This window comes from Actinosynnema sp. NPDC049800 (genome assembly GCF_040656635.1).
Lineage (GTDB): Bacteria > Actinomycetota > Actinomycetes > Mycobacteriales > Pseudonocardiaceae > Actinosynnema.
Map to the genome: position 1 here is coordinate 11,477 of NZ_JBFAMT010000027.1, position 13,570 is coordinate 25,046.

Genomic DNA, 13,570 nt, shown 5'->3' on the forward strand with positions numbered 1-13,570 from the left:
GCCAGCGTCCGCCGGGAGCAGGGGGTCGCCGGCGCGGGCCGGGAGCGCGCGCACCTGCGGCGACCCGCGTCCCGGCTAGGGTCACTCCCGTGTGCGAGTACTTCGCGATCCGCGCCGCCGACGGCGGGGCGTTGCCGCTCGCGGACGTCGGTGAGCGGCTCGTCGCGCTCGGGCTCAGGCACGACCGCGCCGCCACCTGGCTCACCGGGGACGAGACCGGCGCCATGATGGTCAACGCCGAGGTCGACGCCTCCGGCCGGTTCGCGACGGCGCCGGACGACCTCGTGGTCAGCCTCGACGTCACGCGGTGGTGCCCGCACTCCCACCGCACGGCGCTGTGGCCCGACGAGGCCACCACCCGGGCCCAGCACCACCTGCTGGACGCCCTCGCGCGCACGCTGGGGTGGACGCTGCTCGACCAGGACGACCCGGCCTACTGACCCCCGACCCGGGCACGACGAGGGCCCCGCACCTGGAGCAGGTGCGGGGCCCTCGTCGTCAGAACCGTCAGTCCTCCGGCTGGGCCGGCTTCCCGGCCAGCTCGCCCGCCGGCTTGTTCTCGGCGGTCAGCGAGTCCGCCGCGACACCGCGCTCGGCCCGCGCGCGGGACAGGGCGGCGGTCTCCTCCTGCGGGTCCGGGGTCAGGAAGCTGCCCGGCACCGGGTGGCCGGCCGAACCCAGCTTGTTCATCTTCTTCGGCACCGACGCGCCCTGGTAGGCCAGCGGCAGCGGGTGGCCGTGCTCGTCCACCGGGCCCAGCGGCTGGTGGACCTCGATGAACTCGCCGTGCGGCAGGCGCTTGATGATGCCCGTCTCGACGCCGTGCTCCAGCACCTCGCGGTCCGCGCGCTGCAAGCCGATGCAGATGCGGTAGGTGATGAAGTACGCCAGCGGCGGGACGAGGAGCATGCCGATGCGGCCCATCCACGTCATCGCGTTCAGCGAGATGTCGAACTTCATCGCGATGATGTCGTTGCCGCCCGAGAGCAGCAGCACCATGAAGTACGAGATCGCCATGGCGCCGAGCGACGTCCGGACCGGCACGTCGCGCGGGCGCTGCAGCAGGTTGTGGTGCGCGTAGTCCTTGGTCATCTTGCGCTCGATCCACGGGTACACCGCCGCGAGACCGGTCAGCAGCGGCAGGCCCAGGAGGAACGGCAGGAACGGCGCGGGCACCGTGTAGTTGCCCAGGTACAGCTCCCACGCGGGCCACAGGCGGATCAGGCCGTCGGTCCAGCCCATGTACCAGTCGGGCTGCACGCCCGCCGACACCTGCGCCGCGTTGTAGGGGCCGAAGTTCCAGATCGGGTTGATCTGGAAGATGCCGCCCATGATCGCCGTGACCGCCACGACCACGGCGAAGAACCCGCCGCCCTTGGCCGCGAACACCGGCATGATGCGCACGCCGACGACGTTGGTCTCCTTGCGGCCCACGCCCGGGAACTGCGTGTGCTTCTGGTACCAGACCACGCCGAGGTGCACCGCGATCAGCGCCAGGATGATGCCCGGGATGACCAGGATGTGCAGCGTGTAGAGCCGCGGGATGATCTCCGTGCCGGGGAACTCGCCGCCGAACGCCAGCCAGTTGATCCACGTGCCGACCACCGGGAACGAGATCAGCAGCGCCGCCATCACCCGCAGGCCGGTGCCGGAGAGCAGGTCGTCGGGCAGCGAGTAGCCGAGGAAGCCCTCGATCGCGCCCAGCATGAACAGCACGATGCCGATGACCCAGTTGATCTCACGCGGGCGGCGGAACGCGCCCGTGAAGAAGATCCGGAACATGTGCACGACGATCGCGCCCATGAACAGCAGCGCGGCCCAGTGGTGGACCTGGCGGACGAACAGGCCGCCGCGCACCTCGAACGAGATGTGCAGGGTCGACTCGAACGCCCGGGACATCTCGATGCCCTGGAGGTTCACGAAGCTGCCGTTGTAGACGACCTCCTCCATGGAGGGGTCGAAGAACAGCGCCAGGTAGGTGCCCGACAGCAGCAGGACGATGAAGCTGTACAGCGCGATCTCGCCGAGCAGGAACGACCAGTGCGTCGGGAAGACCTTGTTCAACTGCTTCCGCATGCCGGAAGCCATGTGGAACCGGTCGTCGGCCCACTTGGCGGCGCCACCCGCCACGCGGGCGCCCGCGCCCTGCCGTTTCGTCGGCGTGGTGATGCCACTCATGACTTACGCTCCCAGAACGCCGGACCCACGGCCTCGATGAAGTCGCCGCGGGCAATCAAGTATCCGTCCTCGTCAACCGTGATCGGAAGCTGCGGCAGGGCACGGGTCGCCGGACCGAACCGGGGCTTGGCGTAGTGGAAGACGTCGAACTGCGACTGGTGGCAGGGGCACAGGAGCAGGCCGGTCTGCTGCTCGTACAGCGAAGTGGGGCACCCGAGGTGGGTGCAGATCTTCGAGTACGCGTAGAAGTCGCCGTAGTTGAAGTCCTCCTGGCCCGCGCGCTTGGTCACGGCCTGGCCGGGGCGCAGGCGGATGAGCATGACCGGGCTGTCGGCCCGCTTCAGCGCGTGCACCAGGGCTTCTTCGTCGTCGCGCTCCGACTCGCGGAACGGGAACACCGTTTCGAAACCACCGGCTTCGAGGTCCTCGGGGCGCACCAGCGCGACGTCGTGGAAGTTGCCCGTGTGCCGGCGCAGGTAGACCTTCTCGCCGTTCTCGGACTTCCACGCGGTGTGCCAGAGCGAGTCCTTCGAGTCGCTGTCCGCCCACGGGTTCTTGATCAGGCCGCCGAGCGGCACGGCCAGCACGCCGAGGCCGAACACGCCGGCGCCGAGGCCCGCGGTCCGCTTGATGAGCGAGCGGCGGCCGATCGTGGAGCGCTCGCCGGCGTCGGCCAGCTGCGCCACGATCGTGGCCTTGTCCACCTCGGACGAGCCGCCCTCGTGGCGCTGCTGGACGGACAGCTCCTCGGGGATGAACTTCTTCGTGTACAGCAGCGCGCCGACGCCGAGGCCGAGGATCGACAGGCCCAGCGTGAAACCGATGACCGGCGTGTAGAGGCTGTACAGGATGTGCTCGTTGGTGTGCGGAGCCTCGTACTTCCACGGCCACCAGATGAACGCCACGAGGAAGGCGATGCCGGCGAGCGCGGCGATGGCGAACCAGAGGGCCACCAGTCGCTCGGCGCGCTTCTCCGCGCGCGTGCCCTTGACCGGCCAGCGGTCCTCGTAGTGGACGATCTCGACGCCGTCCAGCGCGGTGCCGAGCTTGACCAGCTCGTCCCGGCTCATCTCGGCGAGTTCCGCCTCGTCTGGCAGCTCGTTCGGCTTCACGCCGCTCATGCCTTGGCTCCGATCCAGAGGGTCACGCCGATGAGTGCGGCGATACCCACGATGAACGCGATCAGACCCTCCGATACCGGCCCTAGGCCGCCGAGGGGGGCGCCGCCGGGGTTGTTGTTCCCGTCGGTCACCGACTTGATGTAAGCGATGATGTCCTTCTTCTCCTCCGGCGTGAGCTGCCGGTCGGAGAACTTCGGCATGTTCTGCGGGCCCGTGAGCATCGCGGTGTACAGCTGCTCCTCGGACACGCCGTCCAGCTCCGGCGCGAACTTGCCGGACGACAGCGCCCCGCCGCGGCCGGTGAAGTTGTGGCACGCCGAGCAGTTGAGCCGGAACAGCTCGCCGCCGCGGGCCGGGTCCTCGCCGCGCAGCGCCTCGCCGCGCTCCGCGGGGGTCTGCGGGCCGCCGCCGCGGGTCTGGATGAACGCGCCGATCGCGTCCACCTCCTCCGGCGTGAACTTGGCGGGCTTGCGCTGCGCCTGCGCCTCCTGGCGGGCCATCGGCATGCGACCGGAGGACACCTGGAAGAACACCGCCGCCTCGCCGACGCCGATCAGGCTGGGTCCGCGGTCCTCGACGCCGTCGAGGTTCTCGCCGTGGCAGGTGATGCAGGTGTTGTTGTAGAGCTGCTCGCCCAGTCGCACCTGCGCCGGGTCGTCCTGCGCCTGCGCGGTCTGCGGCTGCGGCGCGAGGGCGCTGAACAGGAAGCCCGCGGCCAGCAGCGCGAAGCCCAGCGCGAGCAGGCCCGAGATCCGCCTGCGCAGCTTCGTGCCGCGCTTCCGGGCCCGTGTGGTGTTGGTGGTCATGTGTGCGGCAACCCTTGCTGGTGTGAGTTCGGGGTACGAGCTGGTCAGGGCACGATGTAGATGATGGCGAACAAGCCGATCCAGACGACGTCGACGAAGTGCCAGTAGTACGACACGACGATCGCGGAGGTCGCCTGCGCGGGCGTGAACTTGCTCAGCTTCGTGCGGACCAGCAGGTAGCCGAACGCGATCAGGCCACCGATCACGTGCAGGCCGTGGAAGCCGGTCGTCAGGTAGAAGACGGTGCCGTAGGCCGAGGCCGGGATCGTCGTGCCCTCGCTCACGAGGGTGACGTACTCACCGGCCTGACCGGCGACGAAGATCGCGCCCATGATCAGCGTCACGATGTACCAGCGGCGCAGCCCGAACACGTCACCCCGCTCGGCGGCGAACACGCCCCACTGGCACGTGAACGAGGACGCCACCAGGATGACCGTGAAGAACAGTGCGTAAGGCACGTTCAAGTGGGTCGGTGCTGGTGGCCAGTGCCCTTCGTTCTGGGCCTTCACCGTGAAGAACATGGCGAAGAGCCCGGCGAAGAACATGAGCTCACTGGACAGCCAGACGATCGTGCCGACGCTGACCATGTTCGGGCGGTTCAGCGAGTGCACGCGCTGGCCGATTGAGGGCGCTGCCGTTGTCACACGACGCATTATTGCTTGCAGGTTTTCGTCCCGCCCATCGGGTCCGGGGCACGTACGCAGGTCATCTGGGTCACACGCACGGTGAGGACGGTCATGGGGTTGTTGAGCCGGTGGCGTGATCGACGCGCGCGACGGGGTGTACCCGCACTGGAGATCGATTCACCCGGCCTGGCGGTGGTGGTGGAGGCGTTCGACGTCGCGGAGGCCGACTCGGCTGCGCTGGCCAGGTCGCCCCGGTGGCGACCGGACGAGCCCGCGGTCCTGCGCCACCACCTCGAACTGCCGCCTGACCAGGTAGAACGCGCGCGTGAGCTGCTCGCGCCGGACGGCTGGGCGCTCCGCCGCGAAGATCGCTGGCACGCGTTGCGGGTGCAGCGGTTGGACGCGTTGGGCTGCGCCCAGGAGCGGGCCCGGATGGCGAGCCTGGCCCAGCGGCTCGGCGGCGACTGGATCGGGTGGGACGCACTGCAAGTCACGCACGGTCAGCCGGATAACATCTGGGCCACCTCGCACCCCGACCCGCCGGAGGATCGCGCCGATGAGCACGCAGACGACCAGGATCCTGGTGTTCAGCCACCGCCCCGAGGTGCGTGAGACGATCATCACTGCGGTGGGCCGCCGACCCGCGCCCGACCTGGGTCGCGTCGAGTACGTCGAGGTCGGCAAGATCGCCGACGTCCTGTACGAGATGGACAACGGCGGCGTCGACCTGGCGATCCTGGACGGCGAGGCGCAGCCCACCGGCGGCATGGGCCTGTCCCGGCAGCTGAAGAACGAGATCACCGACTGCCCGCCGATCGTGGTCGCGGTGCGCCGCAAGGACGACCGGTGGCTGGCGACGTGGTCGCAGGCGGACGCGGTGCTGGTGCACCCGCTCGACCCGCTGGCCGCCGCCGAGACCGTGGCCGAGGTGCTGCGCTCGACGGCGCTGCCCGCCGTCCGGGGCTGAGGTCGCCGTGGAGCGCACCTGGCCGTTACTGCTGAACCAGCTCGTCGACCGCGTCGACCTGTCCCAGGGCGACACGGCGTGGGCGATGGACCAAGTGATGTCCGGCGCCGCGACGCCCGCGCAGATCGCCGCGTTCGCGGTGGCGCTGCGGGCCAAGGGCGAGACGCCGGAAGAGGTCGACGGCATCGCCACGATGATGCTGCGGCACGCCCGCCGGTTCACCGTGGACGTGCGCGCGGCGGACATCGTCGGCACGGGCGGTGACAACTCCGGGTCGGTGAACATCTCGACCATGGCGGCGATCGTCGCGTCCGCCGCCGGCGTGCCGGTGGTCAAGCACGGCAACCGCGCGGCGTCGTCCAAGTGCGGCACGGCGGACGTGCTCGAAGCGCTCGGCGTGGCCATCGACCTGCCGCCGCTGGGCGTGCAGCAGACGGTGGAGGAGCTGGGCATCGGGTTCTGCTTCGCGCCGGTGTTCCACCCCGGTTTCCGGCACGCGGGCGCGCCGCGGCGCGAGATCGGCATCCCGACCTCGTTCAACCTGCTCGGCCCGCTGACCAACCCGGCGCAGCCGAAGGTCGGTCTGGTGGGGTGCGCCCGGGTGGCGTTCGCGCCGCTGATCTCGGGCGTCTTCGCCCGTCGGGGCAACACCGTGCTGGTCGTGCGCGGTGACGACGGGATGGACGAGATCACCACGACCACCACGACGTCGGTCTGGGTCGCCGACGGCGGCGAGGTGCGGACCGACCGGATCGACCCGTCGGCGCTGGGCATCGCACCGGCGCTGGCCGACGACCTCAAGGGCGGCGACGCCTCGGTGAACGCCGAGGTCGTGCGCGACCTGCTGGCGGGGAAGCCGGGCGCGGTGCGGGACGCGGTGCTGCTCAACGCGGCGGGCGCGCTCGCCGCGCACGGCGGGCTGTCGGGCGACCTGCACGCGGACCTCGCCGGCGCGATGGGCCGGGCCGCGGCGGCGATCGACTCCGGCGCGGCGGCGGACCTGCTGCGGCGGTGGGCGGCGCGGTCGTCGGAGCTGAAGGCGTCCCTCGCGGACGGGTGACCTCGACGGCTGCGTGACCGCCCGAACCGACGGGTAAACGCCCGCGCGGCCGGGTGCCCCAGGCGGCCGGGCAACCCCGGCGGTCAGGTGACCCAGGTGGGTCAGGTGCGCGCCCGAGCCGTCGACCAACCCCCAGCGGCCAGCGGCCGGGTGAACGCCCGAGCCGTCGTCGTCAGCGGTCCTCTTGCGACGCTCGCGCGCCGTAGGCGGCCGCGGCGATGCGGGCGAACGAGCGCACGAGCGGGCCCGGTTCGGCGCCGACCCAGGCCACGACCAGGCGGCTCGGCGGCAGGTCGACCAGCGGCACCGTGGTGAGCCCCTCGGGCAGCGCGTGGCCCAGCGGGGCCAACCCCACCGAGCCGTTCCACAGCACGGCTTGCAGGCACTCGTGCGCGGTGCGCACGACCGGTCCCTCACGGTGCTTCCCGCCGCTCCAATAAGCCCGCCAGACCGGGTCCGCACCCTCCGGCAGGCGGAACCACCGCCGGTCGGCCAACTCGTCGGAGTGCACGCTCCCCCGGCCGGCCAAGGGGTCGTCCACGCGCAGGACCACGCCGACCGGATCGCTGCGCAGCACGTGCGTGACGATGCCCGTGTCGTCGAACGGCGCCCTGGTGAGGGCCACGTCGGCCAAGCCCGCCCGCAGCCCCGTGGTCGGGTCGGCGAAGTCCGCCTCGCGGATCCGGACCCGCACGCCGGGGTGGCGCGCGCGGTAGGTGGCGGCCAGCCGGGCGCCCACCTGCTCGGCGCTGTCGGCGAGGGTGCCGATCGTGATCGTCTCCGTGCCCGCCGCGGCGGCCACCTTGGCGCGGACCTCGTCGGCCCGCGCCAGCAGCGTGCGCGCCTCGTCGTAGAGCGACGCGCCGGCCGGGGTGAGGGCCACCCCGGCCGGCGAGCGGTGCAGCAGCACGTGGCCGAGCTCGGTTTCGAGCTGCTTGATCGCACGGCTGAGCGGCGGCTGGGTCATGTGCAGCCGGGTGGCGGCTCGTCCGAAGTGGAGTTCTTCGGCGACGGCGACGAAGTAGCGCAGCTCGCGGAGGTCCATCACCGGCGACGATACCGGGACGGTATCGGCGGTGCGGTACGGGTCTTGGACGCCTCCGCCCGGTCCGGAGTGGACTGGTCGCATGACCGGACCCACTTCGTTGCCCGACCCCGCCGTGCGGGTCTCCGACGCCCGTGACCTCGCCCGTGACCTCGTGGTGGTCCCGGACGGTGGCGTGCCGCTCGTGCCCAACATCGGCGTCATCGGCGGCTCGCACTCCGTGCTCGTGGTCGAGACCGGGTTGGGCGTGCGCAACGCGGAAGCCGTGCTGGAGTTCGCGGTCGAGCACGCCCGCGGCCGCAGGCTGTACCTGACCACGACCCACTTCCACCCCGAGCACGCGTTCGGCGCGCAGGTCTTCGCGGGCGAGGCGACCTTCCTGCTCAACCGCGACCAGGCCGACGACCTGGCGCGGAAGGGCCCCGGCTACCTGGAGATGTTCCGCGGGCTCGGCGAGTCGGTCGCCCGGCGGCTCGTCGGCGTCGAGCTCGTGCGTCCCGACCTCGTCTACGACCGCGAGCACACCCTGGACCTCGGCGGCCGGGTGGTGGAGCTGCGCGCCACGGGCCGTGCGCACAGCCGGGGCGACCAGGTCGTCCGGGTGCCGGACGCGGACGTGCTGTTCACCGGCGACCTGGTGGAGGCGGGCCAGTTCGCGATCTTCCCGTGGTTCCCGCCGCACGACACCGACGTCTCGGGCACCCGCTGGCTCGCGGTGCTGGAACGCCTCGCCGCGACCGGCGCGCGCACCGTCGTGCCCGGTCACGGCGAGGTCGGCGACGCGCGGCTGCTCGCCGACGTCCGCGACTACCTCAGGCTGCTGCGCGACGAGACGTGGGCACGCCGCGGTTCGGCGATGGACGAACAGGCGATCGCCGCGGAGGTCGAGGCGTTGATGGTCGAACGCCACCCCGGGTGGACCGGTCGCGAGTGGATCGGGAAGGGCGTCGGCTGCCTGTGCGCCGAGCACCCCGCGTGAACGACCGCGCCAGAGATTGCGGCCACCTTTTCACCGCCGCGCAACGGGGGCCAGTCATGCTGTCCACATGCTCTACACGGTGATGAAACGAGTGGTGGCGCCCACGGCGCGGCTGGTCTACCGGCCGACGGTCGAAGGGCTGGAGAACGTGCCCGCCGACGGTCCGGTGATCCTCGCGCCGAACCACCTGTCGTTCATCGACAGCGTCGTCATCCCGATGGTGGTGCCGCGCCGCGTCTCGTTCCTCGCCAAGGCCGAGTACTTCGAGGGCAAGGGCGCCAAGGGCGCGCTGTCCCGCTACTTCTTCGGCTCCCTCGGCCACGTCCCCGTGCGCCGGGGCCTGGGCCGGGCCGCCAGGGCGTCGCTGGACACCGCCAAGGACATCCTCGACCGCGGCGGCGCGTTCGCCATCTACCCCGAGGGCACGCGCTCGCTGGACGGCCGCCTGCACCGCGGTCGCACCGGCGTGGCCCGGATGGCGCTGGAGTCCGGCGCGCCGGTCGTCCCGGTCGGGATCATCGGCACCGACCAGGTGCAGCCGGTCGACCGCAGGCTGCCCCGCGTCCGCCCGATCACCGTCCGGTTCGGCGAGCCGCTGCGCTTCGACCGCTACGCGGGCATGCAGGAGTCGCTGCCGGTGCTGCGCTCGGTCACCGACGAGATCGTCTACCGCATCCTGGAGCTGTCCGAACAGGAGTACGTGGACAGCTATCAGAGCTCGAACGCCGCCGCCTGACGGCCCGGACACGACGAAGGGGCCCACCTCGCGAGGTGGGCCCCTTCGTCGACGTCGGGCTCAGTCGTGGCTCGGACCGGTGTGGTACTCGAACACCAGACCGCCGACGGCGATCAGCACGAGCACCACGGCGATCACCAGCAGCCAGATGTGCCAGAACGCGAGGGCGACACCCGCCGTCGCGGCGGCCGCCGCGAGGCCGATCGGCCAGTAGCTGCCGGGGCTGAAGAAGCCCAGCTCACCGGCGCCGTCGCTGACCTCGGCGTCCGCGTTGTCCTCGGGCCGCACCTCGATGCGCCGGGCGACGAACCGGAAGTACGTGCCGACGATCAGCGCCAACCCGCCGGTCAGCGCGAGCGCCACCGTGCCGGTCGGCTCGACGAAACCGGTGTCCGCCCAGGTCCAGTAGCCGTACACGACGGCCATCAGGAACGAGAACGCCATCACCAAGTCAAAAATGCGGGCTTCGACCTTCATCGCAGCGTCCTCCTACTTCCCACCGTCGGACGCCTCGCGGACAGTCCGGTCGGTGTCGAAGGGCTTGGTCGTCACGGCGTGCGGCGTGCACAGCTCACCGCAGTCCAGCTCGGTCAACGCCTCGGCGGCGCTGTAGGGCTGCCCGGTGTCCGGGTTCGTCTCCTGCCGCAGCTGCATGTACCGGTCGAAGTCGGCCGACTCCAGCGCCCTGACCTCGAAGTTCATCACGGCGTGGTAGACGCCGCACAGCTCGGCGCAGCGACCGACGAACGACCCGGTCCGGTCGATCTGGTCGATCTGGAACGAGTTGTCCTGGTTGTTCTTCTCCGGCTCGGGGAAGACGTCCCGCTTGAAGTGGAACTCCGGCACGTAGAACGAGTGGATGACGTCGGTCGACCGCAGGTTGAAGCGGATCGACTTGCCCTGCGGCACCACCAGGAGCGGGATCTCGCCGGACGTGCCGACGGTGCTCACGGGCAGGTCCGCGGTCTCGGTCTTGAACTGGGGGTACTGGAACTCCCAGTTCCACTGGAACGCGATCACGTCCACCGTGACGTCCGGGGTCTTGGACTTGTCGGTGACGTAGTTCTGCGTCACCGCGGTGAAGTAGAACAACACCGCGACGATGATCGTCGGCACGACCAGCAGCACGAGCTCCAGCGGCAGGTTGTAGGCGACCTGGCGGGGCAGCTCCTCGCTCTTCTTGCGGTGGAACGCGACCGACCAGAGGATCAGGCCCCACACGATCACGCCGACCGCGAGAGCCGCGACGACCGACCAGGTCCACAGCTCGCGCATCGCCTCGGCCTGCGGCGTCACGGCCACCGGCCAACCGAAGCGCAGCACCTCTTCCGTGGAGCAACCCGTGGCCCCGACGCCGACCAGGCCGACCAGCCCGCCGACCTTCGCCAGCCGGGCTGCCCTGGTGCCCTCCTTCAGGCCCACTGCTCGCCGCCTCCTCAGTCGCCCTCAACGTCAAAAAGCTCGCAGGCAGGGACGTGGAAGCGCCCCATGCCGGATCATGCGGGAGCGTAGCTCAGCGCACGGCGCGTCACCCGTCGGGGGCCGCCCCCTTGGAGTGCAGTTTCGGTCACACACCGGCCCCCCGGCATACTGGAGTCTTCTCCACACGACACGAAGGGTGTTTACGGCGTGTGCGGCCTGGTAGGACTGGTTTGCCCTGGCGAGAACGAGGCCGAGCGGGCGCGCTCGGCGGTGGCGGGGGCACTGCGCTGCATGCGCCACCGCGGCCCCGACGAGAGCGGCACCTGGCAGGGCGGTGAGGTCGTCTTCGGCTTCAACCGCCTGTCCATCATCGACATCGAGCACTCGCACCAACCCCTGCACTGGGGTCCGCACGACCAGCAGGGTCGCTACGCGATCCTGTTCAACGGCGAGATCTACAACTACGTGGAGCTGCGCGCGGAGCTGACCAAGCAGTTCGGCGCCGTGTTCGCCACCGACGGCGACACCGAGACGATCGTGGCCGCCTACCACTACTGGGGCCCGGCCGCCGTGGCCAGGCTGCGCGGCATGTTCGCGTTCCTGATCTGGGACAAGGCGCGCCGGGTCGTCTTCGGCGCGCGCGACCCGTTCGGCATCAAGCCGCTGTACTACGCGGCCGGTCCGGGCGGCGTGGCGTTCTCCAGCGAGAAGAAGTCGGTGCTGGAGCTGGCGCCGGCGATCGGCATCCGCCCGAAGGTCGACGAGAAGGCGCTGCAGCACTACCTGATCCTGCAGTACGTGCCGGAGCCCGAGTCGCTGCAGAGCGAGATCCACCGCATCGAGTCCGGCACGTCGTTCACGCTCAAGCCGGGCGGCAAGCCGGTGGTCGAGCGGTACTTCCCGGCCACGTTCCGGCCGCGCGCGGTGCGCGGCGAGGCCGACGAGAACCGGCTGTACGACGAGATCACCGAGGCGTTGCGCGACTCGGTGGCCAAGCACATGCGCGCGGACGTGACGGTCGGCTCGTTCCTGTCCGGCGGCATCGACTCGACCGTGGTCGCGGCGCTGGCCAAGGAGCACAACCCGGACCTGATCACGTTCACCACGGGGTTCGAGCGGCAGGGCTACTCCGAGATCGACGTGGCCGCCGAGTCTGCCGCCGCGATCGGGGTCAAGCACGTGGTCCGGGCGGTGACGGCGCAGGAGATGATGGACGCCCTGCCGCTGATCACGTGGTACCTGGACGACCCGGTGGCCGACCCCGCGCTGGTGCCGTTGTGGTTCATCGCCCGCGAGGCGCGTGAGCACGTGAAGGTCGTGCTGTCGGGCGAGGGCGCGGACGAGCTGTTCGGCGGCTACACGATCTACCGCGAGCCGCTGTCGCTGGCGCCGTTCGAGAAGGTGCCGGGCGCGTTGCGCAAGGCCATGGGCAAGGTGTCCACGAAGATCCCGCAGGGCGTGCGCGGCAAGGACCTGCTGCGGCGCGGGGCGCTCACGCTGGAGGAGCGCTATTACGGCAACGCGCGGATCTTCATGGACGACCAGATCCAGCAGGTGCTGCGCACGTACGACCCGAGCGTGTCGCACAAGGACGTGACGGCGCACGTGTACCGGGAGTCGGAGGGCTGGGACCCGGTGACCCGGATGCAGCACGTGGACCTGTTCACGTGGCTGCGCGGCGACATCCTGGTCAAGGCCGACAAGATGACGATGGCGAACTCGCTCGAGCTGCGGGTGCCGTTCCTGGACCCCGAGGTGTTCCGGATCGCGTCGCAGGTGCCGTCGGAGCTGAAGCTCACCAAGGAGACGACCAAGCACGCGTTGCGCCGGGCGATCCGCGACATCGTGCCCGCGCACGTGCTCAACCGGCGCAAGCTGGGCTTCCCGGTGCCGATCCGGCACTGGCTGAAGGACGAGATGCACGACTGGGCGGTGGAGACCGTGCGCCAGTCGCAGACCGACCAGTACCTCGACAAGGGCGCGGTGCTGCGGATCATCGAGGAGCACCGGTCGGGTGTCGCGGACCACAGCAGGCGGATCTGGGCGCTGCTGGTGTTCATGATCTGGCACGGGATCTTCGTGGAGGGCCGGATCCGCCCGGTCGTCCCCGAGCCGCACTACCCCGTCAAGCTCTAGCTCCCCCGCGGTGAAGGCCCCGGCGCGCGCGTGCCGGGGGCCTTCGCGCGTGGTCTCAGCCGGCCTTCTGCACCGGTTCCGACTCGCACCTCGCGTCGGCCTTCTCGGCCATGATCCGGCTGACGTCGCCGACCAGCCTGGTCAGGTGCTCCTTGGTGCGGGCCAGTTGCTCGATGCGGCCCTCGACGGACGCGAGCTCGTCGTTGAGCATGCGCAGGAGGGGCACGCAGCCCGCCTCGTCCTCGGGCAGCTGGACGTCCTGGTCGAACGCGTGCGCGAGCACCAGCTTGGCCAGGCGCACGTTCAGGCCGGAGTTGATGAGGCAGCGGACGCTGCGGACGCGTTCCACATCGGACTCGTCGTAGACGCGGTAGCGGGAATCCGTGCGCTGGGGCGTGAGCAGGCCCTGTTGGTCGTAGTAGCGCAGCATGCGCACGGTGGCGCCGGTCTTCTCCGCGAGCTCCCCGATCAGCACTTATTCCCACCCCTGTCCA

At 70.6% G+C, this 13,570-nt stretch carries 14 protein-coding genes and 1 pseudogene; 7 read left to right on the top strand and 8 right to left on the bottom strand.

Annotated features, from left to right (window positions below; translation table 11 throughout):
- The first annotated feature begins 89 nt into the window (after positions 1 to 89).
- A complete protein-coding gene (locus tag AB0I91_RS26555; protein WP_499616570.1) occupies positions 90 to 440 on the top strand; it encodes a hypothetical protein in 351 nt (116 codons plus the stop codon).
- 67 nt (positions 441 to 507) lie between these two features.
- On the opposite strand, the gene qcrB is transcribed toward AB0I91_RS26555, so the two are convergent.
- Genes qcrB through ctaE form a run of 4 tightly spaced genes read right to left on the bottom strand, consistent with a single transcriptional unit; the run spans position 508 to position 4,758 of the window.
- Entirely contained in the window at positions 508 to 2,178 is a 1,671-nt protein-coding gene (gene qcrB / locus AB0I91_RS26560) for a cytochrome bc1 complex cytochrome b subunit (protein ID WP_498773643.1), read from the bottom strand.
- The gene (gene qcrA, locus AB0I91_RS26565; RefSeq protein ID WP_498773641.1) at positions 2,175 to 3,299 is read right to left on the bottom strand and encodes a cytochrome bc1 complex Rieske iron-sulfur subunit; all 1,125 of its coding nucleotides are present in this window, start codon (positions 3,297 to 3,299) and stop codon (positions 2,175 to 2,177) included. The genes qcrB and qcrA overlap by 4 nt, the downstream gene beginning before the upstream one ends.
- A complete protein-coding gene (gene qcrC, locus AB0I91_RS26570; RefSeq protein WP_498773639.1) occupies positions 3,296 to 4,105 on the bottom strand; it encodes a cytochrome bc1 complex diheme cytochrome c subunit in 810 nt (269 codons plus the stop codon). The genes qcrA and qcrC overlap by 4 nt, the downstream gene beginning before the upstream one ends.
- Before the next feature lie 44 nt (positions 4,106 to 4,149).
- Complete coding sequence (gene ctaE / locus AB0I91_RS26575; protein ID WP_499639344.1) at positions 4,150 to 4,758, bottom strand: aa3-type cytochrome oxidase subunit III; 609 nt, start codon at positions 4,756 to 4,758, stop codon at positions 4,150 to 4,152.
- Between the two features lie 84 nt (positions 4,759 to 4,842).
- On the opposite strand from ctaE, the pseudogene AB0I91_RS26580 reads away from it, so the two are divergent.
- The 3 genes and pseudogenes from AB0I91_RS26580 to trpD form a co-directional block, all read left to right on the top strand.
- Positions 4,843 to 5,220 (top strand): annotated as a pseudogene (locus tag AB0I91_RS26580) (hypothetical protein); the annotation flags it as partial.
- Between the two features lie 67 nt (positions 5,221 to 5,287).
- Complete coding sequence (locus tag AB0I91_RS26585; RefSeq protein ID WP_498773637.1) at positions 5,288 to 5,698, top strand: hypothetical protein; 411 nt, start codon at positions 5,288 to 5,290, stop codon at positions 5,696 to 5,698.
- A 7-nt stretch (positions 5,699 to 5,705) separates the two neighbouring features.
- Positions 5,706 to 6,758 (top strand): anthranilate phosphoribosyltransferase, encoded by a 1,053-nt coding sequence (trpD, locus tag AB0I91_RS26590; protein ID WP_498773634.1) that lies wholly within the window; start codon positions 5,706 to 5,708, stop codon positions 6,756 to 6,758.
- Between the two features lie 172 nt (positions 6,759 to 6,930).
- Here the strand turns inward: trpD and AB0I91_RS26595 are convergent, their stop codons facing one another.
- Positions 6,931 to 7,803 carry a LysR family transcriptional regulator gene (locus tag AB0I91_RS26595; RefSeq protein WP_498773632.1) on the bottom strand — a complete coding sequence of 291 codons (873 nt, stop codon included), beginning with the start codon at positions 7,801 to 7,803 and terminating at the stop codon, positions 6,931 to 6,933.
- 82 nt (positions 7,804 to 7,885) lie between these two features.
- Here AB0I91_RS26595 and AB0I91_RS26600 point away from each other — a divergent pair, with 82 nt between their 5' ends.
- Together AB0I91_RS26600 and AB0I91_RS26605 are read left to right on the top strand one after the other, a co-directional pair.
- The gene (locus AB0I91_RS26600; protein ID WP_499639346.1) at positions 7,886 to 8,782 is read left to right on the top strand and encodes an MBL fold metallo-hydrolase; all 897 of its coding nucleotides are present in this window, start codon (positions 7,886 to 7,888) and stop codon (positions 8,780 to 8,782) included.
- 67 nt (positions 8,783 to 8,849) lie between these two features.
- Complete coding sequence (locus AB0I91_RS26605) at positions 8,850 to 9,518, top strand: lysophospholipid acyltransferase family protein (RefSeq protein ID WP_498773628.1); 669 nt, start codon at positions 8,850 to 8,852, stop codon at positions 9,516 to 9,518.
- 60 nt (positions 9,519 to 9,578) lie between these two features.
- Here AB0I91_RS26605 and AB0I91_RS26610 read toward each other — a convergent pair whose 3' ends face one another.
- Together AB0I91_RS26610 and ctaC are read right to left on the bottom strand one after the other, a co-directional pair.
- Positions 9,579 to 9,995 (bottom strand): cytochrome c oxidase subunit 4, encoded by a 417-nt coding sequence (locus AB0I91_RS26610; protein ID WP_230566755.1) that lies wholly within the window; start codon positions 9,993 to 9,995, stop codon positions 9,579 to 9,581.
- 12 nt (positions 9,996 to 10,007) lie between these two features.
- Complete coding sequence (gene ctaC / locus AB0I91_RS26615; RefSeq protein WP_498773626.1) at positions 10,008 to 10,940, bottom strand: aa3-type cytochrome oxidase subunit II; 933 nt, start codon at positions 10,938 to 10,940, stop codon at positions 10,008 to 10,010.
- Positions 10,941 to 11,147: 207 nt separating this feature from the next.
- Between ctaC and asnB the strand changes: the two genes are divergently transcribed.
- Positions 11,148 to 13,076, top strand: a complete 1,929-nt coding sequence (gene asnB / locus AB0I91_RS26620) for an asparagine synthase (glutamine-hydrolyzing) (protein WP_498773624.1) — start codon at positions 11,148 to 11,150, stop codon at positions 13,074 to 13,076.
- A 55-nt stretch (positions 13,077 to 13,131) separates the two neighbouring features.
- Here asnB and AB0I91_RS26625 read toward each other — a convergent pair whose 3' ends face one another.
- Positions 13,132 to 13,551 carry a MerR family transcriptional regulator gene (locus AB0I91_RS26625; protein WP_498773622.1) on the bottom strand — a complete coding sequence of 140 codons (420 nt, stop codon included), beginning with the start codon at positions 13,549 to 13,551 and terminating at the stop codon, positions 13,132 to 13,134.
- Between the last annotated feature and the right edge of the window lie 19 nt (positions 13,552 to 13,570).